This window comes from Paracoccus sp. TOH, from assembly GCF_030388245.1.
Taxonomy (GTDB): domain Bacteria; phylum Pseudomonadota; class Alphaproteobacteria; order Rhodobacterales; family Rhodobacteraceae; genus Paracoccus; species Paracoccus simplex.
The window spans coordinates 814325-839800 of record NZ_CP098360.1 but is presented as its reverse complement, the minus strand read 5'-3'; the positions used below and the strand labels follow the sequence as shown (position 1 = coordinate 839800).

The 25476-nt window shown below is 69.4% G+C and carries 27 protein-coding genes; 8 read left to right on the top strand and 19 right to left on the bottom strand.

All coding sequences use genetic code 11. From position 1 onward, the window contains the following. The first annotated feature begins 42 nt into the window (after positions 1 to 42). A complete protein-coding gene (locus NBE95_RS04070; protein ID WP_289894598.1) occupies positions 43 to 651 on the top strand; it encodes an HD family hydrolase in 609 nt (202 codons plus the stop codon). 44 nt (positions 652 to 695) lie between these two features. On the opposite strand, the gene NBE95_RS04065 is transcribed toward NBE95_RS04070, so the two are convergent. The 3 genes from NBE95_RS04065 to NBE95_RS04055 all read right to left on the bottom strand — a co-directional run bounded on the left by NBE95_RS04065 (position 696) and on the right by NBE95_RS04055 (position 2107). Next, positions 696 to 1004: an H-NS histone family protein gene (locus tag NBE95_RS04065; protein WP_289894597.1), complete on the bottom strand. Its 309-nt coding sequence runs from the start codon at positions 1002 to 1004 to the stop codon at positions 696 to 698. A gap of 84 nt (positions 1005 to 1088) precedes the next feature. Continuing rightward, positions 1089 to 1637, bottom strand: coding sequence for an ActR/PrrA/RegA family redox response regulator transcription factor (locus tag NBE95_RS04060; RefSeq protein WP_289894596.1), 549 nt, complete (start codon positions 1635 to 1637; stop codon positions 1089 to 1091). 53 nt (positions 1638 to 1690) lie between these two features. Continuing rightward, on the bottom strand, positions 1691 to 2107 hold the full coding sequence (locus NBE95_RS04055) for an SCO family protein (protein ID WP_289894595.1): 417 nt from the start codon (positions 2105 to 2107) through the stop codon (positions 1691 to 1693). A gap of 88 nt (positions 2108 to 2195) precedes the next feature. Here NBE95_RS04055 and NBE95_RS04050 point away from each other — a divergent pair, with 88 nt between their 5' ends. From NBE95_RS04050 to NBE95_RS04040, 3 genes are all read left to right on the top strand, one after another. Then, the gene (locus NBE95_RS04050; protein ID WP_289894594.1) at positions 2196 to 3533 is read left to right on the top strand and encodes an ActS/PrrB/RegB family redox-sensitive histidine kinase; all 1338 of its coding nucleotides are present in this window, start codon (positions 2196 to 2198) and stop codon (positions 3531 to 3533) included. Between the two features lie 75 nt (positions 3534 to 3608). Beyond that, on the top strand, positions 3609 to 5192 hold the full coding sequence (locus tag NBE95_RS04045) for a PAS-domain containing protein (protein WP_289894593.1): 1584 nt from the start codon (positions 3609 to 3611) through the stop codon (positions 5190 to 5192). 65 nt (positions 5193 to 5257) lie between these two features. After that, on the top strand, positions 5258 to 5920 hold the full coding sequence (locus tag NBE95_RS04040) for a 5'-methylthioadenosine/S-adenosylhomocysteine nucleosidase (protein ID WP_289894592.1): 663 nt from the start codon (positions 5258 to 5260) through the stop codon (positions 5918 to 5920). Positions 5921 to 6014: 94 nt separating this feature from the next. On the opposite strand, the gene NBE95_RS04035 is transcribed toward NBE95_RS04040, so the two are convergent. The 3 genes from NBE95_RS04035 to NBE95_RS04025 form a co-directional block, all read right to left on the bottom strand. After that, positions 6015 to 6191: a hypothetical protein gene (locus NBE95_RS04035; RefSeq protein WP_289894591.1), complete on the bottom strand. Its 177-nt coding sequence runs from the start codon at positions 6189 to 6191 to the stop codon at positions 6015 to 6017. Positions 6192 to 6316: 125 nt separating this feature from the next. Then, a complete protein-coding gene (locus tag NBE95_RS04030; RefSeq protein WP_289894590.1) occupies positions 6317 to 6577 on the bottom strand; it encodes a hypothetical protein in 261 nt (86 codons plus the stop codon). A gap of 2 nt (positions 6578 to 6579) precedes the next feature. Further along, positions 6580 to 6705 (bottom strand): hypothetical protein, encoded by a 126-nt coding sequence (locus NBE95_RS04025; protein ID WP_289894589.1) that lies wholly within the window; start codon positions 6703 to 6705, stop codon positions 6580 to 6582. A 247-nt stretch (positions 6706 to 6952) separates the two neighbouring features. Here NBE95_RS04025 and NBE95_RS04020 point away from each other — a divergent pair, with 247 nt between their 5' ends. Continuing rightward, on the top strand, positions 6953 to 7615 hold the full coding sequence (locus tag NBE95_RS04020; protein ID WP_289894588.1) for a hemolysin III family protein: 663 nt from the start codon (positions 6953 to 6955) through the stop codon (positions 7613 to 7615). A 69-nt stretch (positions 7616 to 7684) separates the two neighbouring features. Next, on the top strand, positions 7685 to 8656 hold the full coding sequence (gene speB, locus NBE95_RS04015; protein WP_289894587.1) for an agmatinase: 972 nt from the start codon (positions 7685 to 7687) through the stop codon (positions 8654 to 8656). A gap of 16 nt (positions 8657 to 8672) precedes the next feature. On the opposite strand, the gene NBE95_RS04010 is transcribed toward speB, so the two are convergent. Further along, a complete protein-coding gene (locus tag NBE95_RS04010; RefSeq protein ID WP_289894586.1) occupies positions 8673 to 8963 on the bottom strand; it encodes a hypothetical protein in 291 nt (96 codons plus the stop codon). Positions 8964 to 9194: 231 nt separating this feature from the next. On the opposite strand from NBE95_RS04010, the gene NBE95_RS04005 reads away from it, so the two are divergent. Continuing rightward, positions 9195 to 10844, top strand: coding sequence for a peptidoglycan-binding protein (locus NBE95_RS04005; protein ID WP_289894584.1), 1650 nt, complete (start codon positions 9195 to 9197; stop codon positions 10842 to 10844). Positions 10845 to 10909: 65 nt separating this feature from the next. Here NBE95_RS04005 and NBE95_RS04000 read toward each other — a convergent pair whose 3' ends face one another. The 7 genes from NBE95_RS04000 to NBE95_RS03970 form a co-directional block, all read right to left on the bottom strand. Next, positions 10910 to 12553 (bottom strand): DUF4139 domain-containing protein, encoded by a 1644-nt coding sequence (locus NBE95_RS04000; RefSeq protein WP_289894583.1) that lies wholly within the window; start codon positions 12551 to 12553, stop codon positions 10910 to 10912. A 96-nt stretch (positions 12554 to 12649) separates the two neighbouring features. Beyond that, on the bottom strand, positions 12650 to 13672 hold the full coding sequence (locus NBE95_RS03995) for an aspartate-semialdehyde dehydrogenase (RefSeq protein WP_289894582.1): 1023 nt from the start codon (positions 13670 to 13672) through the stop codon (positions 12650 to 12652). A gap of 101 nt (positions 13673 to 13773) precedes the next feature. Continuing rightward, the gene (locus NBE95_RS03990; protein WP_289894581.1) at positions 13774 to 14388 is read right to left on the bottom strand and encodes a glycosyltransferase family 29 protein; all 615 of its coding nucleotides are present in this window, start codon (positions 14386 to 14388) and stop codon (positions 13774 to 13776) included. Next, a complete protein-coding gene (locus NBE95_RS03985; RefSeq protein ID WP_289894580.1) occupies positions 14385 to 15416 on the bottom strand; it encodes a glycosyltransferase family 4 protein in 1032 nt (343 codons plus the stop codon). Before NBE95_RS03985 ends, NBE95_RS03990 begins: the two co-directional genes overlap by 4 nt. Further along, the gene (locus NBE95_RS03980) at positions 15403 to 16602 is read right to left on the bottom strand and encodes an MFS transporter (protein WP_289894579.1); all 1200 of its coding nucleotides are present in this window, start codon (positions 16600 to 16602) and stop codon (positions 15403 to 15405) included. The genes NBE95_RS03985 and NBE95_RS03980 overlap by 14 nt, the downstream gene beginning before the upstream one ends. An 81-nt stretch (positions 16603 to 16683) precedes the next feature. After that, positions 16684 to 17481 carry a 5'-nucleotidase, lipoprotein e(P4) family gene (locus NBE95_RS03975; RefSeq protein ID WP_289894578.1) on the bottom strand — a complete coding sequence of 266 codons (798 nt, stop codon included), beginning with the start codon at positions 17479 to 17481 and terminating at the stop codon, positions 16684 to 16686. A 90-nt stretch (positions 17482 to 17571) separates the two neighbouring features. Beyond that, a complete protein-coding gene (locus NBE95_RS03970; protein WP_289894577.1) occupies positions 17572 to 18816 on the bottom strand; it encodes an MFS transporter in 1245 nt (414 codons plus the stop codon). A gap of 120 nt (positions 18817 to 18936) precedes the next feature. On the opposite strand from NBE95_RS03970, the gene NBE95_RS03965 reads away from it, so the two are divergent. Further along, positions 18937 to 19524: a glutathione S-transferase family protein gene (locus NBE95_RS03965; protein ID WP_019352217.1), complete on the top strand. Its 588-nt coding sequence runs from the start codon at positions 18937 to 18939 to the stop codon at positions 19522 to 19524. On the opposite strand, the gene NBE95_RS03960 is transcribed toward NBE95_RS03965, so the two are convergent. From NBE95_RS03960 to NBE95_RS03940, 5 genes are all read right to left on the bottom strand, one after another. Next, positions 19500 to 20657 (bottom strand): TIGR03862 family flavoprotein, encoded by a 1158-nt coding sequence (locus NBE95_RS03960; RefSeq protein WP_289894828.1) that lies wholly within the window; start codon positions 20655 to 20657, stop codon positions 19500 to 19502. The two genes, NBE95_RS03965 and NBE95_RS03960, sit on opposite strands and share 25 nt — an antisense overlap. A 47-nt stretch (positions 20658 to 20704) precedes the next feature. After that, on the bottom strand, positions 20705 to 21733 hold the full coding sequence (gene holA, locus NBE95_RS03955) for a DNA polymerase III subunit delta (RefSeq protein WP_289894576.1): 1029 nt from the start codon (positions 21731 to 21733) through the stop codon (positions 20705 to 20707). Further along, a complete protein-coding gene (lptE, locus tag NBE95_RS03950; protein WP_289894575.1) occupies positions 21730 to 22215 on the bottom strand; it encodes an LPS assembly lipoprotein LptE in 486 nt (161 codons plus the stop codon). Before lptE ends, holA begins: the two co-directional genes overlap by 4 nt. Further along, complete coding sequence (gene leuS, locus NBE95_RS03945) at positions 22202 to 24736, bottom strand: leucine--tRNA ligase (protein WP_289894574.1); 2535 nt, start codon at positions 24734 to 24736, stop codon at positions 22202 to 22204. The genes lptE and leuS overlap by 14 nt, the downstream gene beginning before the upstream one ends. A gap of 67 nt (positions 24737 to 24803) precedes the next feature. Then, positions 24804 to 25298 carry a DUF3576 domain-containing protein gene (locus NBE95_RS03940; protein WP_289894573.1) on the bottom strand — a complete coding sequence of 165 codons (495 nt, stop codon included), beginning with the start codon at positions 25296 to 25298 and terminating at the stop codon, positions 24804 to 24806. Positions 25299 to 25476 lie beyond the last annotated feature (178 nt).

Genomic DNA, 25476 nt, shown 5'->3' with positions numbered 1-25476 from the left:
GCGCGGCTAGCCTCGCCGGCACAGAGAGCATGGGGGCGCCATATGGCAAGAGCCGCGAAACGCGCGTGGCAAAGGATGCTGTCGGGGCGGAGGCTGGATCTTCTGGACCCCACGCCGATGGATATCGAGATCGCCGACATTGCCCATGGCCTGGCCTTCGTCGCGCGCTGGAACGGCCAGACCCGCGGCGACTGGGCCTATACGGTGGCCGAGCATTCGCTGCTGGTGGAACAGATCCATGCCCGCGCCGATCCTGATTGCGAACCGCGTTGGCGTCTGGCGGCCCTGCTGCATGACGCGCCGGAATATGTGATCGGCGACATGATCTCTCCGGTCAAGGCGGCGATCGGCAGCGAATATGGGGAAATGGACGCGCGGCTGGCGGCGGCGATCCACCGCCGTTTCGGATTGCCCGCGCAGCTGCCGGTTGCGGTAAGGCGGGCGATAAAGCGCGCCGACCGGATTTCCGCCTGGCTGGAAGCCATTCAGATTGCCGGATTTTCGCGAGCCGAGGCGGATCGCCTGTTTCCGGCGCCGGAACCGGAATTGCTGCAGGGGCTGGAAATCCGGCTGCGGCCGCCGCTGGAAACCCGCAATGCCTATCTGGCGCGCTTCAACGCGCTAATTGAAGAAATGGATCGCAAATCCTGACGCCGGAAATGCAAGCCCCCGCATCGGGATGCGGGGGCAAGCGATCAGATTTCCAGCTCTTCCAGCTTTTTGCCGGAATCCAGCGCCTCCTGGACCCAGCGCGGTTTGCGGCCGCGGCCGGTCCAGGTCAGCGAGGGATCCTCGGGATTGGCATATTTCGGCGCCACCTTGCCGCGGCCCTGCTTGGCGACCGTCAGATCGGCCAAGTTGAAGCCGAATTCGCGGACGGCGCTTTCGGCTGCGGCCAAAGCCTCGCGTTTGCGGCGATCCTCGAAGGTGGAAATGGCGCGATCAAGCTTGTTGCGCAGATCGCGCAGTTCGCGAAGGGACATCGCGTCCAGGTCGATGGTCATTATGGCTTTCCCTGGGTTTTGGCAGTTATGGCCCCAATATTTGCATTCCAAAACGAAATGCAATCGTTTTTGAGAACCAGATTATTAACGCGGGCTGCGTTTGGCCAAAATCCGCTGGAGGGTGCGGCGATGCATATGCAGGCGGCGCGCCGTTTCGCTGACATTGCGGTCGCATTGCTCATAGACGCGCTGGATATGTTCCCAGCGCACCCGGTCGGCCGACATCGGCGTTTCGGGTGGCGGCGGCAGGGTGTCGCCGCGGGCCAGCAGGGCCCGGGTCACGTCATCCGCATCCGCCGGTTTGGAAAGATAATCCGTCGCGCCCATCTTGACCGCGGCCACCGCCGTGGCGATGGCGCCATATCCGGTCAGCACCACGATGCGGGCATCCGTCCGCGCCTCGCGCAGCGCATCCACCACGTCCAGGCCGTTGCCATCCTCGAGCCGCAGGTCGACCACCGCATAGGCCGGGGCTTTCTCGGCCAGCAGGGCGCGGGCTTCGGCGACCGAGGCGGCGCGGATCACATCGAAGCCGCGTTTTTCCATTGCTCGGGCCAGGCGGTTCAGAAAGACCTCGTCGTCATCGACCAGCAGCAGGCTGGGATCGGGTCCGATCTCGTATTCTTCTGCCATATTTCGCGTGCCCTTGCAGTTTTTCGGTTGATTAGGGGGTTTTGTCCGACGGGTCAAATCCTCGCATTTGACGCAGCGTCGATGAAACAGGCGGAGCGGTCGGCGATCTGTCGCGCGGAATGATCGCGGTCGACAATCTCGGCCGGACCGGCGGCGGCCAGGGCCAGAGAGGTATTGGTCAGGTGATCGGCCGGATGGGTCTTGGCGTCCTGCCGGTCGTTCAGCCGGCAATAATGGCCCCAGGTTTTCGAAACCGCGTCGATTTCCGCCCGGCTGCCGGTCAGGCCGATCATGCGCGGATGTTCGGGGGTATTGCGGCGCGGCGCCGCGGTAATGAAGACCGGCGTGACCTGCATTCCGTTCTCGTCCAGGATCGAAACCGCCCCGGCATTGCGGGCATTGTCCGTCCGGCAGACGCCCGGGCCCGTGCCGAGACCGCCGAGGATCAGCATCCTTCCGTCTTCGCCCATCATCGCGCGCCTTTTCCCTTGGGCGCATTGATCGCCCATCCCGCCATGGGTATCAATGCCAAAGCCCGCCCGAACCCGGAGAACCCGCGTGCCCATCGGCTTCGTGTCCCGCCGCATCGACCTTCTGCCCGGCCAGCCGGGACCCGAGCCGATCCGGCTGCGGACGCTGATCCTGCTGCGCTGGGTGGCGATCGCCGGCCAACTGGCGGCGGTGGGCGCGGCGCTGGCGATCGGGGCGAAATTCCCGCTGGCCGCGGTGCTGGGGGTGATCGGCCTGGCCATCGCGCTGAACCTCGGGCTGTCGCTGCGGCCGGGCCGCCGGATCCCGGCGCGCGAGGCCGCCTGGCAGCTCGGCTTCGACCTGGCGCAGATCGCCGCGCTGCTGGCGCTGACCGGGGCGCTGGAGAATCCCTTTGCCCTGCTGCTGCTGGCGCCGGTCACCGTCGCCGCGACGGCTCTGCCGGGGCGGCACCTGCTGGCGCTGGGGGTGGCGACCTTTGCCATGGTGACGCTGGCCGCGATCTTTGCCCAGCCGCTGACCTTCGTGCCGGGCCGGCTGTCGCTGCAGCATCCGCTGCTGGTCGGGCACTGGTTCGCCATCGTGATCGGCGCGCTGTTCTTTGCGGCCTATGCCCGGCTGGTCGCGGCAGAGGTCAGCGCCACCTCGGACGCGCTGTTCGCCGCCCGCATGGCGCTGGAGCGGGAGCAGAAGCTGCAGCACCTGGGCGGCGTGGTCGCCGCCGCCGCGCATGAGCTGGGCACGCCGCTGGCCACCATCAAGCTGGTCAGCGCCGAGCTGGCCGACGAGCTGTCCGAGGCGCTGCCGGACCGCGAGGATCTGGCCGAGGATGTCGCCCTGCTGCGCCAGTCGGCCGATCGCTGCCGCGACATCCTGAAATCCATGGGCGGGGCCGGGCGCGACGACCTGCTGATCCGCTCGGCGCCGCTGTCCGAAGTGCTGTCCGAGGCGGCGGCGCCGCATCGCGGCCGCGGTGCGCAGATCCTGCTGAAGCCCGGCGCCGAGGATCCCATCGTGCATCGCGACGCCGCTGTGATCCATGGCTTGCGCAACCTGATCCAGAACGCGGTGGATTTCGCGTCCGAGCGCGTGACGGTCGAGACCGGGATGGATCGCCGCGACATCCGGGTGCGGATCAGCGATGACGGGCCGGGCTTTCCGCCCACGCTGCTGCCGCGCATCGGCAGCCCCTTCCTGACCACCCGGCCGCGGGCCGAGGACGGGCGCAGCTACGAAGGCATGGGCCTTGGCCTGTTCATCGCCAAGGCGCTGCTGGAAGGCTCGGGCGCGCGGCTGCGCTTTGGCAACGGCACGCAGGGGGCCGAGGTGACGGTGACCTGGCCGCGCGAGCTGATCGAGACCGAGAATCGCGGCGCGCTGGGGCAGAATCCGGAAATTCGCTCCTGATCCTGCGCGCGTTAACCCCTTTTTAAAACATCGCGCTATAGTTGTATCCTAGTGGTTTGCTCATGGGTTCCTGCGATGGTTGCGCATTTCCTCATCGCCTTTGCCGCCGCGGCGCTGGCCGTGCTGCTGGCGCTGCTGCTGATCCGGCTGGCGGACCGGCGCATGGCGGGACGCGGCGCCGCGCGCGGCCTCGACCTGGGGATCGAGCCGATCATCTTCCTGTTCCGCGACCAGCTGCTTCTGGATGCCACCGGCCCGGCCCGGGCCCTGCTGGCCGCCCTGCCGGGCGAGGGCGACTGGCAAAGGCTGACCTGCTGGCTGGGGATGCGCCTGCCCGAGCTGGGCGCGGTCTTGCCCGACCTGGGCGGCGCCGCGCGGCTGGAGCTGAAGGAGCGGACCGCGGGCAATCCCCTGCGCCTGCTGGCCGAAGATCTGGGCGACGGCACGCTGCGTCTGACCCTGGCCGATCCCTCGGCCGAGAATGCCGGCATTTTGGTCGATTCGCTGTCGCTCGGCGCCATGGAGCAGGAGCTGGAGATCCTGCGCAGCACCATGGACCATTCGCCGATGCTGGCCTGGCGGCAGGACCGGCTGGGGCAGGTGACCTGGGCGAATTCGGCCTATCTGCAACTGGCCGAGGCCAAGGCCGACGGTCAGACGGTCTGGCCGCTGCCGCCGCTGATCGACCTGGCGGCGCGGCCGCCATCCGGCGCCGGCCCGGCAAGGCGCGTGCAGGTCGAACATGACGGGCAAAGCCGCTGGTACGACTGCCATGTCCACGAGATCGCGGAGCAGACCGTCGCCATCGCCCTGCCCGCCGACGCCGCCGTGCGGGCCGAGCGCAGCTTGCGCGAATTCGTGCAGACGCTGACCAAGACCTTTGCCGATCTGCCCATCGGGCTGGCGATCTTCGACCGTGACCGCAATCTGCAACTGTTCAACCCGGCGCTGATCGACCTGACCGGACTCGCCACCGGCTTCCTGACCGCGCGCCCGACTCTGCACGCCTTCCTCGACCGGCTGCGCGAGGCGCGGATGGTGCCCGAGCCCAAGGACTACCGAAGCTGGCGCCACCAGATGAACACGCTGGAGGCCGCGGCCGCCTCGGGTCACCATGTCGAGACCTGGTCGCTGCCCGGCGGCCAGACCTATCGCGTCACCGGCCGGCCGCATCCCGATGGCGCGGTGGCCTTCCTGTTCGAGGACATCACCTCGGAAATCTCGCTGACCCGCAAGTTCCGCGCCGACCTGTCGCTGGGCGCCGAAGTGCTGGATTCGCTCGAGGACGCGGTGGCGGTCTTTGCCGCCAACGGCGATTTGCTGATTTCGAACCGACGCTATGCCGAGCTTTGGCGCGCCGCGGCGCCGGGCACGCTGGACGACCATATCGCCATCTGGCTGGGCGCCTGCGGCCAAAGCCCGGGCCTTGCCCGGTTGCGCGAGGCGCTGATGTCGGCCCTGCCCGACGAGCCGCTGCGCGGCGCCATGGCCGGGCCTTCGGGCGGGTTGCTGTCCTGGGGATTGCGCGGGCTGTCGGGCGGGCGCTTGCTGCTGAGCTTTGCCGCGCCGGTTCCGACCCTGCCGCTTGGGCGCGATGTCCCGGTTGCGGCCGACGCCGCGCCGGCGGCGGCGGACATGCAGCGCGCCATGACCGGATGACGATGCCCCCTTGAACGCCCGCCCCGCCTGCGCTTCCCTGCGCCCGGGCTGAGAAGGGATCGGACATGGCGGCAATCGGACGGCAGGGCCCGGGCATCGACCCCGACAGGCTGGGCGGGCGGAGCGTGCTTTTCGTGATGGCGCTGGATGCGGAATACGGGCCGCAGTTGCGCGCCCGCATCTCGCCGCTGATGACCGGCGTCGGCCCGGTCGAGGCGGCGGTGCAGCTGACCGCGGCCCTGGCGCAGTTGGCGGCGCGCGACGAGTTGCCGGAACTGGTGGTGTCGCTGGGTTCGGCCGGATCGCGGCAGTTGCGGCAACTGGGCGTCTATCAGGTCGCGTCGCTGGAATATCGCGACATGGACGCCTCGGCCCTGGGTTTTGCCCGGGGCGAGACGCCGTTGCTGGGTCTGCCCGCCCGGATCGAGCTGCCGCACCGGATCCCCGGTCTTGCCTCGGCGAGCCTCGCTACGGGCGCCAGCATCGTCAGCGGCGGAGATTACGACACCATCGCCGCCGAGATGGTGGATATGGAAAGCTTCGCGGTGCTGCGCGCCTGCCAGCGCTTCGGCATCCCGCTGATCGGCTTGCGCGGCATATCGGACGGCGCCGAGGATCTGCGGCAATTGTCGGACTGGACGCAATATCTGCATCTGATCGACGAACGCCTGGCCGAGGCGGTGGATCGCTTGGCCGAAGCCCTGCAGCGGGACGAGATCGGGATCTGAGCACGGGGTCGCGACTGTCGGACGACCTCGGCCGTCTTACCTCGGCCGTCTTTGCGGTCCGGGCGGCGGGATCGTCCTGCCGCCCGGTCCTTCATCATCTGCCAAGGGTGTCGCAGCGCCGCTTCCCCGCCGCTGTCCGTTGCGGGCCGGCGGCCGGTCGCGCCTCGTCGACGGCGGCGCTGTCGTCCAGAATGCCGGCCGCGCCCCTGAGCTTCCGGCGCTCTTCGAACACGGCCTGCTTCACGTCGCTTTTGCTGGGCTTGCTGGTCATTGCGAGTCCTCCAAGGGCGCGTCGGTCGCGCACCGCATGACCATAACATGTCGGACCCCGTATTTCACGATAAAAGCAGTCGTGATTTCTGGGAAATTTCCCAGCCGTCAACCGACCGGAAAATATCAGGAATCGTCGCGGCGAAGCAGCGTGATGACCCGGGCGACAAAGCCGATGACCGTCCCCGCCAGCACGGTTCCGACGATCAGGACGATGATCGATTCGCCTTCCAGCCCCTTGCCGCCGCCCATCCGGGCGTAAAGCCAGGCGCAGAACAACAGCAGGCCGGCGCCTCCGGCCAGCAGCGAGCGCAGCCCCGGCATCAGCCGCAGCAGCAGGATCGGCGCCACGAGGCAGGCCAGCAAGCCGAAACCGGCCGCGGCCACGGCTAGAGCATCCGGCCGGGCAGCCAGATCCCCAAGGATTGCAGGGCGATGACCGTGCCGGCGGCAAGGGTCGCGCCGGCAGTCAGTCCGGCCAGAAGCAGCAAGGCAAGGACGGGTGCGTGCGGCATTGCGAGTCCTCCTGTTCTGCCCCGAGCGTCGGGGCGGCTGCCATGTCAACGCAGAAGGCAGAACGCCTCGGCACGAAACCGCCCATCTCGCGGCGGGTCTGGGCCGAATCGCCGTGCCGAAACGGCGCCCGCATCCGCTGTCCGAAACCCGCCTTGCCGGTCGCCCCGCCAGCGGTTTGCACCGCTGGCGCCGGGCATGAGCGGGTTTGATTTGCCTGACCGCCCCCGGCCGATCTAGTCTGGCCGCATGGTGTCGATCGCGCATCTTTCCCGGCCCTACAGCCGCGCCGAGCGGATCAGCGACGGCGTGGTCCATGTCATCGGCGTGGTGCTGGCGCTGGCAGCGGTGCCGGCGCTGATCGCGCTGACCGTGGCTTCGGGCGCCGGGGCGGCGGCGGTGGTCGGCGCCGCGGTCTACGGCACGACGCTGATCCTGATGCTGGCCTTCTCGGCGCTTTACAACATGATCGACAATCCGCGATGGACCGGTCTGCTGCGGCGTCTGGACCATTCGGCGATCTACATGAAGATCGCCGGCACCTACACGCCCTTCACGCTGCTGTCCGGCGGCCAGGCCAGCGGGCTGCTGGCCGGGCTGTGGGCGGCGGCGGCGCTGGGGCTGTCTCTGAAGATCATCGCCCCCGCCCGGCTGAAATGGCTGGCGCTGGCGCTTTACCTGGCGATGGGCTGGGCGGGGCTTTACGCCGGCGGCGCCATGCTGGCCGAGCTGCCCGCCGGGGTGCTGGCGCTGATGCTGACCGGCGGCGGGCTTTACACCGTCGGCGTGCTGTTCTTCCTGCTCGAGCGGTTGCCGTTTCACAACACCATCTGGCATGTCTTCGTGCTGGGCGGCAGCGTGATCTTCTTCATCGCCGTCGCGCTCTGCATTGCCAACTGGCCGGTGGTCTGACGGCGCGAGGCGCTGGATCTTCCCGTCTCTGCCCGGCTAACCTTGCCCGGAAACCTTGCGGGAGCACCGATGTCCAGACAGCTCAATGAACCCGTCGATGCGGCCCTTGTGCCGCGTTTCGCCGGCCATTCGACCTTCATGCGCCTGCCGGCGGCGACCAGCGCCGAGGGGCTGGATGTCGCCATCCTGGGCATTCCCTGGGACGGCGGCACCACCAACCGGGCCGGCGCGCGCCACGGCCCGCGCGAGGTGCGCAACCAGTCCAGCCTGATGCGCCGCGTCCACCACGTCACCGGCATCGCCCCCTATGAGCGGCTGGCGGTCGCCGATCTGGGCGATCTGGCCGTGCAGCCCATCGACCTGATGGCGGCGCTGCAGCAGATCGAGGCCGGCATTGCCGCGATCTGCGCTGCCGGCGCCCTGCCGCTGAGCGTGGGCGGCGATCATCTGACGACGCTGCCGGTGCTGCGCGCGCTTCGCAAGGCCGATCCCGGGCGCGGGCGGCTGGGCCTGGTGCAGTTCGACGCCCATTCCGACACCAATGACCGCTATTTCGGCGACAACCCCTATACCCATGGCACGCCCTTCCGCCGCGCCATCGAGGAGGGGATCCTGGATCCCGCGCGCATGGTGCAGATCGGCATCCGCGGCTCGGTCTACGCGGCCGACGAGCATCAATGGGCGCGGGACCAGGGCGTCCGCATCATCTATATCGAGGAATTCGCCCGCCGCGGTCCCGAGGCGGTGATGGCCGAGGTCCGGACGCTGATCGGCTCCGGGCCCGCCTATGTAAGCTTCGATATCGACGGCATCGACCCGTCGATGGCTCCGGGCACCGGCACGCCCGAGATCGGCGGCTTCACCACCCGCGAGGCGCAGGCCATGCTGCGCGGCCTGGCCGGGCTCGACATCGTCGGCGCCGACGTGGTCGAGGTCTCGCCGCCCTTCGATCTGGGCGGCATGACGGCGCTGGCCGGCGCCACCATGGTGTTCGAGCTGCTCTGCGTCCTGGCCGGCAATGCCGGGGGCCCGCCGGCCTAGACGCCTGCCGGCCGGTTCAGGCGGCCTTGGCCTTGCGGCGCATGGCGCCGAAGACGAAGGCGCCGGCGGCGATGCCGGCCATCGCCCATTTGAAGGGCAGGGCGTCGGCCGTTTCGCTGCGGATCGGCAGGACGGTGACGGTGCCGGGGCGCGATTCGTGACCCGGCTGGCCTGCCGCCCTGGCCTCGGCGATCTGCCGGGGCGAGACCACCCATTCGGCGCCGCGCATCTTGTCATAGGTCATGAAGCCGAAGCCGACGGCCAGCGCCGCCACGGCCGGGAAAAGCAATCGCTTGATATCAGGCATGATCAAGTCCATCCGTTGAAAACGGGCGGTCTAAAGCCTGGACCCTCTGGGTGCAAGAACCGTGCCGGAACGGCGGCCTGGCCGGCGGATCGGCGGTCCCTTGCCGAACCGTCGCCGGCCTCGCAGTCATGTGTCCGGCCGTGGCTTGTTGGGCCGCGCCGGCGCCGATAACCGGAATAAATCCCCTGGCCAGCCGTAGACCGACGGCAAGCATCGATGAAGGAGAATGTCATGCGCACCCTGTCGCTTCTTCTGGCCGCCCTGGTCGCGGCGGGACCGGCCTGGGCCGAGGATCGCGGCGTGGCGATCGCCAATGCGCGCTACCAGAACGCGCCGGAACTGGCCGATGCCGATGCCGGCCCCGCCTCGGAGGCGATGAAGGCGGCCGGGTTCCGCACCGTGGCCGGTGCCGACCTGACCAGCGCCGACCTGCGCAAGGCCCTGGCCGACCTGTTGCGGCCCGACGAGGCCCCCGGGGCGCGGCTGGTGCTGCTGAACGGCCGCTTCCTGCATGGCGACAGCGACAGCTGGTACATGGGCACCGATGCCGACCAGCCCGACCTGGTGCGCGCCGGCTCGCAGGGCGTGCCGCTGTCGATGGTGCTGGACCTGATGAAACAGGCGCAGCCGGGCGCGGTGCTGCTGCTCGGCTCGGACCGGCAGGGCATGGACCATGCCGCCGGGCTGGAAAACGGCATCGGCCCATTGGCCGCGCCCGAAGGGGTGACGGTGATCTGGGGTCCGCCGGCCGCGACCACGGCGGCGGCGGCGGCGCTGCTGAAGCCCGGCGCCTCGGTCGAAGCGGTGGTCGACGCCGACGACCGGCTGGCCCTGGCCGAGGGCGGCGATGCGCAACTGGTGCTGGTCGCGGCGCGGGCGGATGCCGATACCGCAGCCGATGCTGCCGCAGACCCGTTGGAGGCGGATCGCGACCTGTGGGCCAAGGCCGCGGCCGAAGACACGGCCGAAGCCTATCGCGGCTATCTGGACCGCTATCCCACTGGCCTTTATTCGGCGGCCGCCAAGGCGCGGCTGGAGGCGCTGGGACCGGCGCAGAGCGATCGCGACCTCTGGGCCGAGGCCGCCGCCGCCAATACCGCCGCCGCCTATGAGGATTACCTGGCCCGCTATCCCCGCGGCGAATATGCCGAGGCGGCGCAAAGGCGGCTGGCCGAACTGCGCCCGGCCCCCGCCCCGCAACCCGCCCCCGCCCCTGAACCCGTCCCGCAACCCGGGCCGCCGCGGGCGCCCGAGATCCAGCAGCCGCGCGAGGTGGTGGCGCCGCGCCAGCCTTCGCAGGCCGAACTGACCGAAAGCCGGCTGGGCCTGAGCCGCGGCGACCGGGTGACGATCCAGCGCCGGCTGAACGCGCTTGGCTATTCCACCGGCGGGGCGGACGGCGTGTTCGGTTCGCGCAGCCGTTCGGCGATCCGCGGCTGGCAGCAGCGCAACGGCTATGCGGTGACCGGCTATCTGACCGCGGCGCAGCTTGGCACGCTGCGGGCGCAGGCCGGGGCGGCCACGCCCAGCCGCGACCAGCAGGACCGCGCCTATTGGCAGCAGACCGGGGCCCGCGGCGGGGCCCGCAATCTGCGCGCCTATCTGGATCGCTATCCGAACGGCATCTATGCCCGGACCGCGCGGCAGCGCCTGGCCGCGGCGCTGGACCGGGACATTCCGCGCGATGAGCGCGAGGATCGCGCCTGGAACCGGGCGCGGCAGCTGGATACCGTGCCGTCCTATACGCAATATCTGCAGAACTGGCCGCGCGGCGAACATGCCGAGCAGGCCCGCCAGCGCCGCAACCGGCTGATCAATCAGGGCCAGATGGGCAACGGCGTGATCGGGCTGGACACGATCATCCGCGAACTGGTGAAATGACCGGCAGCCGGGCCCGGCCGCTTCTGCGGTCCGGGGCCGGCCGGGCCGGGGTCCAGAAAACGGGCCTAGAAGCCGTCGAACAGCATCTGGCCTTCCGGCCAGCGCAGGGTGGTGGTCAGGGTGATGGTGCGCTCGGCCCCCGCGGCGATCGGGCCGTTCCAGACCAGCAGGCCGCGCTTGCCGTCGGGGTCGGTCTCGTCCGGGGCGGGATCGGCCGACCAGTCGACGCGCAGATCCTTCTGGGTCGAGACCGGAACCTGGTCGATCACCCGCAGCGGCCATGCCTCGCCGGTCAGATTGCGGATGCGCAGCTCGGCCACCTCCTTGCGTTCCGAGGATGACGAGATCAGCCCGCGATCGCCCTCGACCCGGTCGGGGATGCGGCGCTCCAGCTTGATGCCGGTCAGTGGCCCGAAGCCGAGCTTCATCTCGTCGCCGGCGGCGGTCAGCGTCAGCGCGCCGCGACCGACCATGGCGCCGTCGGCATGGAAGGTCGCGTCCCCCGGCAGGATCACCGCGCCGGTCGAATTCACCGTGTCCGCCACCAGATAGGCGGTGTCGTCGCGGCGCGGCACCGCCTCGGCCACCACCTGGGGGGCCAGCTCGTGCGAATCCAGCGGCAGGCGCAGCGCATCGGCGCCGTCGCGCAGGGTGACGGGCGTCGGATAGTCATAGACCACGGTTTCCCCGACCACCCCGGCCAACGCCGAGCCGGCCACGCCATCGGCCTTGGCCTCGACCGGGGCGGGGGCATAGGCACGCTCGGCGGCATCCATCGCGGCTTCGGCCATCGGCGCGGCCGAGCGGCTGTAGAGCTTCGCCTCATTCTCGCCAAGGCGCGGGAAGCGCGGCTCCAATTCGCTGGGCGCCGCTTGGTCCATCGGCCGGGCGGTGGAAAGCTGCAGGTGCACGCCGGTCCAGTCCTCGCCAGTCTGCTGGCGGACCAGCAAGCCGCGATCCATGCGCAGCCGGCCCTCCTTGCGCTGCAGCGACAGGTCGTAGACCGGCTGCCAGCTGGCCTCGTCGGTCAGGGTGGTGATGCGGATGCGGGCCGGCTGGCCCTGGCCCTGGACGGCGACGACCAGCGCGCCGCGATCCGATTCCGGGCCGCGCAGCGCCTCCAGCCGGGCCTCGGCGCGCGCGATGCGCTCCTCGAGCTCATCGCGGCCTTCGTCGGCGGCCTCGGCTTCGGCCTCGGCGCGGATAGCGGTCTGACGCGCCTCCAGCAATTGCTGGCCGACCGCGGCGGACAGCGTGGCGATGTCGTTGCCGGCCATGCCGTCGGATTCGGCCAGTTTCATCAGGAACTCGATCAGATCCTCGGCCGCCTCGCCGCGGGCCTCGATCTCGGCCTTGCGGCTGTCCCGCTGGGCCAGCTCGGTCCGAAGCCCGCGCAGTTCATCCTCGGCGGCGCGCAGCTCGGGGGACTTGGCCGGCGTCTCGGGCAGGGCGCGTTCCTGCTGAAAGCCCACCGCGCCGATCACCGCCCCCTCGCCCAGGATGCGCAGGCTGGCGGGGTCCACGCCTTCGGGAATGCCGGGGATCACCAGCTCATGCGCACCGGCCGGCAGGTCCAGCGCCGCCTCGCGCGTGACGCCGGCGCCCCAGGGATAGACGGTGACGTCGGTGACGCGAGCGGTCGTCTCGATGCGGTCGGCCAGTGCCGGCCCTGCGAACAGGATGGTGGTGGAAAGCAGCAGATGACGCATCGGACCCCTCGTTCATGACCGCCGACAAGGTCCGCGACGGGGGGCGGAAAAGCAAGAGGGCGCCCGTCCGGGCGCCCCTCACATATCCGTTTGCGATCAACCCTTCTTCAGGCAGCGATTGCCCAGAAGCTCGGCGATCTGCACCGCGTTCAGCGCCGCACCCTTGCGCAGGTTGTCGCTGACGATCCACATGTTCAGGCCGTTCTCCACCGTCACGTCCTGGCGGATGCGGCTGATGAAGGTGGCGAAATCGCCGACGCATTCCACCGGGGTCGAGTAGCCGCCCGGCTCGCGCTTGTCGATGACCAGCACGCCCGGCGCCTCGCGCAGGATGTCGCGGGCCTCGTCCTCGTCCAGGAAATCCTCGAACTCGACGTTCACCGATTCCGAATGGCCGACGAAGACCGGCACCCGCACGCAGGTCGCCGTGACCTTGATCGCCGGATCGACGATCTTCTTGGTCTCGACCACCATCTTCCATTCTTCCTTGGTGTCGCCGCTGTCCAGGAACACGTCGATCTGCGGAATGACGTTGAAGGCGATCTGCTTCTGGAACTTCTTCGGCTCGACCTCCTGACCCGGGACGTAGACGCCCTTGGTCTGGTTCCACAGTTCGTCCATGCCCTCTTTCCCGGCGCCCGAAACCGACTGATAGGTCGAGACGACGACGCGCTTGATCCGCGCCCGGTCATGCAGCGGCTTCAGCGCCACCACCATCTGCGCGGTCGAGCAGTTGGGGTTGGCGATGATCATCTTGTTGCGGTAATCCTCGATCGCGTCGGCGTTCACCTCGGGCACGATCAGCGGGATTTCCGGGTCGTAGCGGTAAAGCGACGAGTTGTCGATCACCACGCAGCCCTGGCTGGCGGCGATCGGCGCATAGGTCTTGGTCGCCTCCGAGCCGATGGCGAACAGCGCCATGTCGTAGCCGGTGAAGTCGAACCCCTCGATATCCTTGCATTTCAGGGTTTTGTCGCCATAGCTGACCTCAGTGCCAATGCTCCGGCGCGAAGCCAGAGCGACAACCTCATCAGCAGGAAACTGGCGCTCGGCCAGGATGTTCAGCATTTCACGGCCCACGTTCCCCGTGGCGCCGGCGACAACGACCTTGTAGCCCATTGGGGTCTCCTTCAACAAAGGACGCCGCGATATAGGGCGTTTCCCCGGAAAGGGAAAGCGAGATTTCGGCGAAACGCCTGATGATATAGCGAAATTTCGGCTTAATGCCGGTGGATCCGGCGATCTGCCAGTTCCAGCTCCTGAACCCAGCGGGATTCCCCTGTAAAATCATGGGGAACCTGTTCGGCGGTTCGCCGACCGGACAGCGACAGCGAGGCGAAGAAATCGAAGCCGTAAAGGTCCAGCCGGGCCATGTCCGAGCGCGTGATCAGGTCGATCATCATCGCGCCGGTGGTGGGCGGGGCGCCCAGCCGGAGCATCAGCGCCCGATAATCGGCCAGCGGGTGCAGGTAGAAGCCGGGACTGGTCGCCGTCCGCCAGTCCAGCCGCTTGCGCTTGGGCGACATCCACAGGATGCGATCCGGGGCGATGCGGGCGCGGTCGGCATCGGGCAGGCGCGTCGCCAGCGCCAGCCAGTCGGTGCGGGTGCCGTGGCTTTCGGCCGCGGGCATCGGCGCGCGGTTGATGCGGATCACCAGGTCGGCCGCGTCGATTTCGGCACCATGCCGGGTCTCGGCCAGTGCCCTGGCATTGCCGATCAGGGCGATGCGCTTGCCGGCCAGCGCGTCGAGGATCGCCGCCTGCGGCATGGACAGTCGTTGCAGCGCGGCATCGTTCCGCAGGGTCCGCGCGATCAGGAAACCCGACCGGGTCACGTCAGCAGCCTGCGATAAACCTCGACGATGGCGCGGGCCTCGGCCTCGATGGCGTGGTTGGCCTCGACATGGGCGCGGGCCGCCTGCCCCGCCGCCCGGCGGCCGGCATCGTCGTCGAGCCAGCGCGCCAGCGCCGCCGCCAGCGCCTCGGCGTCGTCGCGCGCCACCAGGTTGCCGGTTTCGCCGTCGCGGATCAGCGTCTCATAGGCGCCGACGCGGGCGGCGACCACGGGGACGCCGCAGGCCATGGCTTCCAGCGGGGTCAGGCCGAAGCCCTCCCAGCGCGCCGGGGCGGCGAACAGGTCCAGCGCCTGATAGATGCGCACCACCTGCTCCCACGGGATCTCGCCCAGGAAGCGGATGCGGTCCGACAGGCCGGCCGCGGCGATCCGCGCCTGTTGCGCGTCGAAGAAGGCCTGGTTGTCCGGGGTGACGCGGCCGGTGAAGATCAGCTTCGCGCGGGGGCGCTGCGGAAACAGGCGCAGCGCGGCCTCGACCAGCAGGTCCACGCCCTTCTGCGCCCGGATGCGGCCGAAACAGCCGATGACGATGTCGTCCGGCGCAAAGCCCAGCCCCGCCCGCAGCGTCTCGCGGTCGGATGCGGGGTGAAAGACCGACAGGTCCACGCCGTGCAGGATCACCGTCGCCGGCCGCTCCAGGTAGCTGGCGGCTTGGGGCGAGGTGGCGATCAGCGCGTCCTGTTGGCGGATCAGCCAGCGGGTGAACCCCGTATGTTGTCTTTGAGCCGCCGACGTAAACAACATTTTGTATTTGCGCCGCAGGATGCGGCGCAGGATCAGCCCCACCGCCATTTCGGTATTGCGGCGCGCGTGCCAGACCCGCCAGCGGTCGCGTGGCAGGGTCGCGGCGCGGGCCAGCGGGATATGCGGCAGCGCGGGCGGCAGGCCCGGCCCGGTGGCGACGATTCCGATCATGCGCGCCTGCACCGGGATCAGCCGAACCACGGTCGCCGTCACCCCCGACAGGCGGCGTTTCAGGTTCGGCGCGACGACTTCAATATCCGGCATGACGATCCTCGGGGCTGAACAGGTAGAACACCAATCCGATGGCCAGAGGTATCAGGAAGAACAGGAAAATGTAACCATAGGCCTGCGCCGGCGGATGCGCGGCCGAGGTTTGCAGATAGACCGGCCGCGACAGGAATTGCATGATCCCCACGCCCGAGATCGAGACCATGTTCATGAAGGTGATGCCGCGCCCCACCAGATGATGCGGCAGGTAGACCCGGCCATGCGACATGATCAGCGAATAGGAGCTGTCCGAGATGCAGACCATGACCAGCAGCACCGAGGAGAGCCACAGGCTGGCCCCCGGCGCCAGCCACAGCGTCGCCAGCACCGCGCAAAGCAGCAGCGTGTTCGCCACCGAGGTCCGCTTGTCCGAGCCGATGAGCCGCACCACCCGGCCCACCGACAGGTTGGCCGTCACCATCGCCAGCCCCATGCCCAGCGTCACCCAGCCGATGCGATAGTCGCTGGCGCCGAACACCTCGGCCAGATAAGGCCCGGCCCAGAGCCCGCGGATGCAGGCCGAGGCGGCATAGGTCACGCCCATCAGCGGCAGGATGCAGCGCAGCTCGCGCACCGCCAGCAGGTCGCGCAGCCGCGCCGGCGGCAGCTTGCCGGCCGGGCTGGCCGGGTTGCGGACGATGGCGAAGATCGCCAGCGACACCGCCAGGGTGATGAGCGCCAGGCCGCCCAGGGCCTCGCGCCAGCCGGTCTGGTCGATGATCCAGACCAGCGGCGCCGCGCCCAGCATGTTGCCGAGCGAACCGAGCCCGACCACCGCGCCGCCCGCCGCGCTCATCGAAGCGGGCGGCAGGGTGCGGGCGAAGATGAAGAAGCTGCCCATCATCACCGGCGCGCAGCCGATGCCCAGCAGCGCCATGGCGACATGGATGTGCCAGGGCGCCTGGGCCAGCGCGAAAACCAGCGCGCCGCCGGCGCCGCCCACGGCCAGCAGGACCGACACCGCCTCGCGCGGGCCGAAGCGGTCCAGCGCCCAGCCGACCGGCAGCTGCATGGCGGCGAAGGCGATGTACCAGAGCCCCGAGGACAGCGCCAGATCGGCCGGCCCCGCCCCCAGCTCGGCATGCAGCGTCGGCGAAAGCACCGCCAGGAAGGCCCGGTAGAACTGGCTGAGCGCATAGCCCAGCACGAGGGACATCAGTCCCGGCGACATGATCCAGCGCATACTTTTCCCGTCCCCCTTGCGGGCGAAAGCTGCGTCAGGCCGCCGGAAAGTGCAAGCCGGGGTCAGCCCCCGGCCTGCCCGTCACTCGACCTTCAGCGCCGCGTCCCAGGCGGCCAGCGGCGCCTCGCTCCACTCGCCATAGGTGGCGTTGGGGAAGACGATCCAGTCGGCGCCGAAATGCGCGGCGTTCTCGTCCACCGCGGCGCGCTTCGCCTCGGTCGCCGCCTTGTGGAAGGCGCCGTCGAAATCATGCAGCGTGTCGCCCAGCAGCAGCACGATCTGGTGATCCTTGGCCACCACCGCCCGCCGCTCGACCTTCGAGGTGCCGTAAAGCAGCACATGATCGTCCGAGACCTGCGGGAAGCCCAGCTCCTTCAGCGTGGCGATGGTCGCGGCCTTGTTCTCGGGCTCGCCGAAACGGTCCGAGACGTAATAGATCGCCACCCCGGCCTTGTCGGCGAAGTCGAAGAACTCCAGCGCGCCGGGGATGGCGTTCGGCTTGCCGTGCAGCTCCCAGTCGCCCCAGGTGTCCCAGGTGTCGTAGACATGGCATTCCCGCATGTCGCGGACCAGCAGCGGGGTATTGTCGATCGCCGTCTCGTCCAGGTCGGTGACCACGGCCAGTTTCGCGGGGTCCTCGGCCTTGGCGATGGCCGCCTGCAGATTGGCCTTGGCCAGCGCATAGGCCTGCAGTTGCAATGCCCGGACCTCGGCCGATTGCTGCTGGTAGCGCAGGCCCATGGCGAACTCGCGGACCTGGCATTGCGGCATCTGCGCGGCGTCCTGGGCCAGCGCGGCGGTCGCGGTCAGGCCGGGCGCCAGCAGGGCCGATGCGGTCAGGCCCAGCATCAGGCGGCGGGCAAGGCGGTTGTGGAACATGGAATTCTCCCCGTTATGTGCCGGCGCGTTCTGCGCCTGACCGGGAAGGCTAGGGTTTGTTGATTGACCGGTCAAACAAAAACCGGCGGATCAGGCGGCGGCCAGCCGCGAGGGCGCCTCGCGCACCGGCAGGTGGATCAAGGCGCTGAAGGCGCCGACGCCGACGCCCACCCACCAGACCAGCGTGTAGTCGCCGTAGACGTCATACATCTTGCCGCCAAGCCAGACGCCCAGGAACGAGCCGAGCTGGTGGCTCAGGAACACGAAGCCGTAAAGCGTGCCCATGTAGCGCAGCCCGTAGATATAGGCGACCAGGCCCGAGGTCAGCGGCACGGTGGCCAGCCACAGCCCGCCCATGACCAGCGAGAACACGATGACCGTGGTCGGGGTGATCGGCGTCAGGATGAAGGCGGCGGCGGCGATGGTGCGCAGCGTATAGATCCCGGCCAGCAGGTATTTCTTGGTATAGCGCTTGCCCAGCCAGCCGGCGAAGATCGCCCCGGCGATATTCGCCAGCCCGATCAGCGAGATGGCGGCGGCGCCAAGCGCCGAGGTGGTGGTGATGCCGATGCTGGCCAGGGTGCCCATCGGGCTGATCGGCCCGCACATCTCGGTCACCATGGCGGGGAAATGCGCGGTGATGAACGCGAGCTGGTAGCCGCAGGAAAAAAACCCGGCGAAGATCATCAGATAGGAGGGATCGGTGAAGGCCCGCTTCAGCACCGAGCCCAGGCTCTCTTCCAGCTCGCCGCGGCTGGCGGGCTTGCCGCCGCCCAGCATGGGCAGGAAGAACAGGCAGGCCAGCACGATCACCCCGAAGATGACGAACACGCTCTGCCACGGGTAATGCATCAGCAGCACCTCGGCCAGGGGCGCGCCGAAGACCTGCCCGGCCGAGCCGGCGGCGGTGCCGATCCCCAGCGCCAGGCTGCGGTTCTCGTCGCTGGCGGCGCGGCCGATCACCGCCAGGATGACGCCGAAGCCGGTGCCGGCGATGCCGAAGCCGACGATCACCTCCAGAAGCTGCACGGTCAGCGGGTCCGTGGCATAGGCGGTCAGGATCAGCCCGGCGGAATAGAGGAAGGCGCCGATGATCACCGACCAGCGGTCGCCCCAGCGCTCGGCCAGTGCGCCGAAGATCGGCTGGCCGATGCCCCAGGCCAGGTTCTGGATGGCGATGGCCAGGCTGAACTCGGAGCGCGGCCAGCCGAATTCCTGCGCGATGGGGATCTGGAAGACGCCGAAACTGGCGCGCAGGGCGAAATTGATCAGCAGGATGATCGAGCCGCCGACCAGGACGGCGGTGAACAGCGGCGCGCGTGTGCTGGCGGACATGGCTTTTCCTCTCTCCGGCCGGCCATTCCTGCGCCGGGGTGCAGGCGGCGTCAATGGCGCTCATTGCGCGGGGCGCGGCCGGGCGCTAGCCTTGGCCTCGTCAACCGCAAGGGGCTGTCCATGTATCAGGTCATTGGAACTGCACGCAGCCGCGCCATGCGGGTGCTCTGGTTGCTCGAGGAACTGGGCCAGCCTTATGAGCATGTGCCGGTCAACCCGCATAGCGAGCGGGTGACGCCCTTCAACCCGGCGGGCAAGGTGCCGGTGCTGATCGTGGACGGCACGCCGATCACCGATTCCACCGCCATCCTGACCTATCTCGCCGACAAGCACGGGGCGCTGACCCATCCGGCCGGAACGCTGGACCGGGCGCGGCAGGACAGCCTGACGCAATTCGTGCTGGACGAGTTCGACGCCGCCCTGTGGCTGGCGGCGCGCCACAGCTTCGTGCTGCCCGAGGAGATGCGGCTGGCGGCGATCAAGAACACCCTGCGCTGGGAATTCGAGCGCAGCCAGCGCACCCTGGTGCATCGCATGGCCGATGGCGGCTTTCTGATGGGCGAGCACATGACGGTGCCCGACATCATCCTGGCGCATTGCCTGACCTGGGCGCTGACGGCGCGCTTCCCGATCACCGAGCACCGGCTGACCGATTATCTGGACCGCATGCGCGCCCGCCCGGCCTATCTGCGCGCCGCGGCCAGATAGGCGGCGGCGCCCCGGCCGGCCCGGCGCCCGGTGGCAAGGCAGCCGGTCAGCAGATAGCCGCCGGTCGGCGCCTCCCAGTCCAGCATCTCGCCGGCGGCAAAGACCCCGGGCAGCGCCTTCAGCTCCAGCGTCGCGCTCAGGCTGTCGGCGGCGATGCCGCCGGCCGAGGAAATCGCCCGCTCGATCGCCATCGGCCCCTCGTGCCGCAGCCGCAGCGCCTTGGCGCGCGCCGCCAGCCGCGCGGGTTCGGCGGGCAGCGGCCGGCCCCATTCCAGCAGCAGCGCCGCCCGGACCGGATCGCCCAGCACCCGCCGCAGCCGGTTGCCGACCGAGAGCCTGGCCGGGACCCGGGCGAAGCGCCGCGCCAACTCCTCCGGCGCGACATCCGGGGCCAGATCGACGAAAGCCTCGGCCCCGTCGCGCATCGCGGCCGCGACCTCGTAGATCCCGCCGCCCTCGACCCCGGCGGCGCTGATCACCCATTCGCCGCGTCCGACCCGGCCCGCGACCTGCAGCGCCACGCCCTTCACCGCCTGGCCGAAATGCCGCGCCATCTCCGCCGACCAGGCGACTCGGAAGCCCATGTTCGCCGGTCGGAACGGCACCACCGCGACGCCCCTGTCGCGAAGCCACGGCACCCAGGCCGCGTCCGAACCCAGCCCCGGCCAGCTCGCCCCTCCCAGCGCCAGCACCACGACCTGCGGGCGCAGGCGCTCGATCCCGCCCGGCGCCTCGAAGCGCCAGTCGTCGCCGTCAAAGCCGCTCCAGCGCCAGCGCGTCCGCAGCCCGACCCCCAGCCCGGCCAGCCGCGCCAGCCAGGCCCTGAGCAGCGGCGAGGCCTTCATGCCGACGGGAAACACCCGCCCCGTCGATCCCACGAACAGCTCTATCCCCAGCCCGCGCGCCCAGGTCATGACCTCGGCCGGCCCCATTTCACCGTTTTCCAAATCCCCCGGGGGAGGCCGAAGGCCGGGGGCAGCGCCACCATAATGCGCGAAGAAGGCGGCGCGCGGCTGGTCCCGCGTCAGGTTCAGCCCGGATTTCCCCGCCATCAGGAACTTGCGCGCCGGGGTCGGCATGGCCTCGGCCAGAACCACCCGCGCGCCCTGCCCGGCCAGCGCCTCGGCCGCCATCAGCCCGGCCGGCCCGGCGCCGATCACCAGCGCCTCGACCGCCTCGCTCACCGCCCGCCCCGCGGCATCATGCACAGCCGCAGCAGCATCCGCTCCATCAGCGCCATGGCCGGCGCCCGCGAGGAGGAGCGCAGCACCAGGTCGGTCTCGATCAGCTGGTGGATGGCATCCTCCAGCGCCCGCATGCCCCAGTCCTGGGCCTGCCGGATCATCCGGTCGCGGCGCGGACCGAAAACCGGCGGCCGCAGCCGCGAAAACCCCGCACCCGGCCCGCCGGGGTCCGAGGCCCCGGCATGCAGCGCCCGGAAATGCCGCAGCGCCGCGATGCAGAGCGTCACCGGCGCGATGCCCTGCCCCTCGATGCGCCGCATCAGCGTGGCGAATTCGCGCGCCCGGCCCTCGGCCACGCAGTCGATCAGCTCGTCGACCTCGGCCTCGATGGTGGCGGGCGCCAGCGCGGCGATCTCGGCCGGGGTCAGCGGCGCCGGGTCGCCATGCTTGTAAAGCCCGATCTTTGCCACCGTCTGGCGGAAATCGCCGGGGTCCAGCGCGCGCGACAGCGCCATCAGGTCGCGCATCGCGTCGCGCGGCACCTCGCGCAGGCCGGCGTCATGCAGCCAGCGGCCGATCTCCTCCTCGCCGGGCGGGTCGTCATAGATCGGCGCGGCCACGGCGGCGGGATGCGGCTCGAAGAGCTTGCGCAGCGCCGAGGACTTGCCGAGCCCGCCGGCCGCCACCACGACCACCGCATCGCCGCTTTTCCATTCCGCGATGGCCGCAGCGATGGCGGGCGCCGCGGCGTCCGGCGCGTCGTCGACCAGCACCACGCGCTGGCCGGGAAAGAAGCCCACCGCTTTCACCGCATCCAGCAGCGCCGCCGGATCCTTGCGCAGATCGGCGCCGGGGATGCGGGTCAGGCGCATCTCCTCCTCGGCGCCGGGTCCGACCAGCGCCTTGACCGCCTCGGCCCGCTTCAGCGCCACGCGCATGGCGTCCTGGCCATGGATCAGCAGCGCCGGGCGCGTCGGATCGGGCCGCGCCAGGTAGCGTCCGATCTCGGCGCCCTTCAGGATCATGGAACAGCGGCCGGGTCCACGGCGATCAGCCGCGTCACCACCTGGTCGGCCAGCATCCGCGCCAGCCGCTCATGCGCGTCCTGTTCGGCGGCCATGGTGGCGATGGTGGTGCCGGTGGTGGAATAGGAGGTGAAGCTGCTGACCTGTCCGCGCGTCACCTCGCGGCCGGTCGCGGCCTCGGTCAGGGTGAATTCGGCGGTGCCGTTCAGCGCATAGCGCGTCGTCACCTCGTCCGGGGTGATCGCCTGCGGCACCACGGCGATGCGCAGCCGATAGTCGAGCAGGAAGCGCGCCTCGGCCTCGGGGCCCAGCCGCTCGGCGATGCGGCCGGCGAAGCTGAAATCGTCGGGCGTGCGCGGATCGGCGGTGCGGATCTGGCCGAAAAGCCGGGTTCCGGTGCCGTCCGGCCCGTAGACCGGCGAGAAGCCGCAGGCGGCCAGCGCCAGCCCGGCCAGGATCACGCTGCGCCTAGACCACGACATTGACGATCCGCCCCGGCACCACGATCAGCTTCTTGGGCGCCTGCCCCTCCATGAAGCGCTGCACGGTCTCGTCGGCCAGCACGATGGCCTCGATTTCTTCCTTGGGCATGTCCTTGGGCACCTCGATCTCGGCCCGGCGCTTGCCGTTGATCTGGATCGGCAGCACCACCGAATCCGAGACCAGCAGCGCCGGATCCGCCTTGGGCCAGGCGGCATCGACCACCATGCCCTGGCCACCGGCCTTGGCCCAGACCTCTTCGGCCAGATGCGGCACCATCGGCGCCAGAAGCTGCGCGAGGATGCGCAGCGCCGCGCCCCGGCTTTCGCCGCCTGCGCCCGACTTGCCGATGGCGTTCGCCAGCTCGTAGAGCTTGGCTACGGCCTTGTTGAAGGCGAAGCCCTCGATGGATTTCGTCACCTCGTCGATGGCGCGATGCGCGGCGCGCAGCAGGTCCGGATCGTCGCCGCCCTCGGGGATCTCGTCGGCCAGCCGCCAGACCCGGGCCAAGAAGCGATTCGCGGCCTCGGCCCCGGCGGCGGTCCATTCCACGTCGCGCTCGGGCGGGCTGTCCGAAAGCATGAACCAGCGCGCGGTGTCGGCGCCGAAATTGGCGACGATATTGACCGGATCGACGACGTTCTTCTTGGATTTCGACATCTTGGCCGAGGGGATGATCTCGACCGCGGTGCCGTCGGCCAGCTTGCCGTCGGTCACGTCCTCGGGCAGGTGATAGACCGGCCGGCCGCGCGCGTCGCGGGTCATGTAGATCTCGTGCGTGACCATGCCCTGGGTGAACAGCGCATCGAACGGCTCCTTGGCGCTTTCGGGCAGGTGGCCGGTCTTGACCATCGCCCGGGCGAAGAAGCGCGAATAGAGCAGGTGCAGGATCGCGTGCTCGATGCCGCCGATATACTGGTCCACGTTCATCCAGTAGTCGGTCTCGGGCCGGTCGGTCGGCACCGCGGCATGGGGCGAGGTGAAGCGGGCGTAATACCAGGACGAATCGACGAAGGTGTCCATGGTGTCGGTCTCGCGCCGGGCCGGGCCGCCGCATTGCGGGCAGGCGGCGTTGCGCCAGGTCGGGTGGCGGTCCAGCGGGTTGCCGGGCACGTCGAAGCTGACGTCCTGCGGCAGCAGCACCGGCAGGTTCGCCTTGGCCTCGGGCACGGTGCCGCATTTTTCGCAATGCACCACGGGAATCGGGCAGCCCCAATAGCGCTGCCGCGAGATGCCCCAGTCGCGCAGGCGGAATTTCGTCACGCCCTCGCCATAGCCCTTGGCCTCGGCATGGGCGATGGCGGCATCCACCGCCGCCTCGCCGGTCTGGTCGGCCGGGCCGGCAAAGCCGCGCACATAGCTCACGGTGTCGGATTTCAGCGGCACAAAGGGCGCTTTCGCCACCAGCGCATCGGCCTGTTCCAGCGTCATGCCCTTGTCGCCGAAGGTGGCGCGGATCGGCAGCCCGTATTTCGTCGCAAACTCGTGGTCGCGCTCGTCATGCGCCGGAGAGCCGAAGATCGCGCCGGTGCCGTAATCCATCAGCACGAAATTCGCGATCCAGATCGGCAGTTGCCAATCCGGGTCCAGCGGGTGGCGCACGGTCAGGCCGGTGTCGAAGCCCAGCTTCGGCGCGGTCTCGATGGCTTCCTCGGTGGTGCCGATCTTGCGGCATTCTTCGACAAAAGCCGCGACTGTCGGGTCCGAAGCCGCCAGCGCCTTGACCAGCGGGTGGTCCGGCGACAGCGCCACGAAACTCGCGCCCATCAGCGTGTCGGGCCGGGTGGTATAGACCTCGATCTGCGGGAAATCCGGCAGGTCGACGGTATCAAAGCGGAATTGCAGCCCGCGCGACTTGCCGATCCAGTTCGCCTGCATCAGCCGCACCTTTTCCGGCCAGCCGTCCAGCCCGTCCAGCGCGGTCAGCAGCTCGTCCGAGTAGTCCGAGATCTTGAAGAACCACTGCGTCAGCTCCTTGCGCTCGACCGCGGCGCCGGATCGCCAGCCCTTGCCGTCGATCACCTGCTCGTTGGCCAGAACCGTCATGTCGACCGGATCCCAGTTCACCTGCGCCGACTTGCGGGTGATCAGCCCGGCGTCCAGCATGTCCAGGAACAGCGCCTGCTGCTGGGCCACATAGGCATCGTCGCAGGTGGCGAATTCGCGGCTCCAGTCGATGGACAGGCCCAAGGGCTTCAGCTGGCCGCGCATGGTGGCGATATTGCCATAGGTCCAGTCGCGCGGATGGCCGCCCTGCTCCATGGCGGCGTTCTCGGCCGGCATGCCGAAGGCGTCCCAGCCCATCGGGTGCAGCACCGAAAAGCCCTGCGCGCGTTTGAAGCGGGCCACCACGTCGCCCATCGTGTAATTGCGGACATGGCCCATATGGATGCGCCCCGAAGGATAGGGGAACATTTCCAGGACGTAATATTTGGGCCGCTCGTCCCGCACCGCGCGGAACGTGTCGGCCTGGTCCCACGCCTTTTGCCAGCGCGGTTCGCTGATTGCGGGATCATAGGGCATGGGAACCTCCGGGCGTCAGATTGCCCGCAGGGTATTAGCCGCTTGCCCGGTGCAGGTCCAGCGGGGTCTAGAGCTGGCCGTCGCGCACCCGCAGCTGCCGGGCCCGGGTCAGGATCGCATCCTCGACCGCGCGCGCCGTGTCGGGCGCCACCGCCGCGCCGCCGGCGCCCTGCAGCGACAGCTTCAGCGCCCGGGCGTCCAGCGACGGATCGCTGATCTTGACCGTGGCGCGATAGGCGCGGCCGCCGCCGGGCGGCGTGCCGTAGCCGGTGACGATCACGCCGGTGAACGGGTCGATGGACTGGATCGGCAGGAAGTTCAGCACTTCCAGGCTGGCGTTCCACAGATACTTGTTCACCGCCACGGTGTCGTTCGAGCTGCGGCGATTCGAGAACAGGTCCCAAAACGTCGATTGCCGTTGCGGCTGTGCGGCCTGGGCTTGCCGGTTCCCGCCCGGCGCCGAGGTCGCGGATCCGGCCGAGCCCGAGCCGCCGCCCGAACATGCGGCAAGCCCGGCCGAGATAAGCAGGGCGGCGGTCAGCCGTGCGGCGCGTCTGGTCATTTGGTGTCCCCCGGATCGTCCTTGCGCGAGCCATAGCGCAATTCCGCCCCTTGCGACAAGAGAGGCCGGCCCGCCGCGGCCGGGGCTTTTTGCCGATACGGCTTTGCCGGTATGACAAGGCTCGCGCGCGCAAGGCGGCGAAATCCGGGTTTTGCCGCCCGGGCTTTCGCCGCGCTTC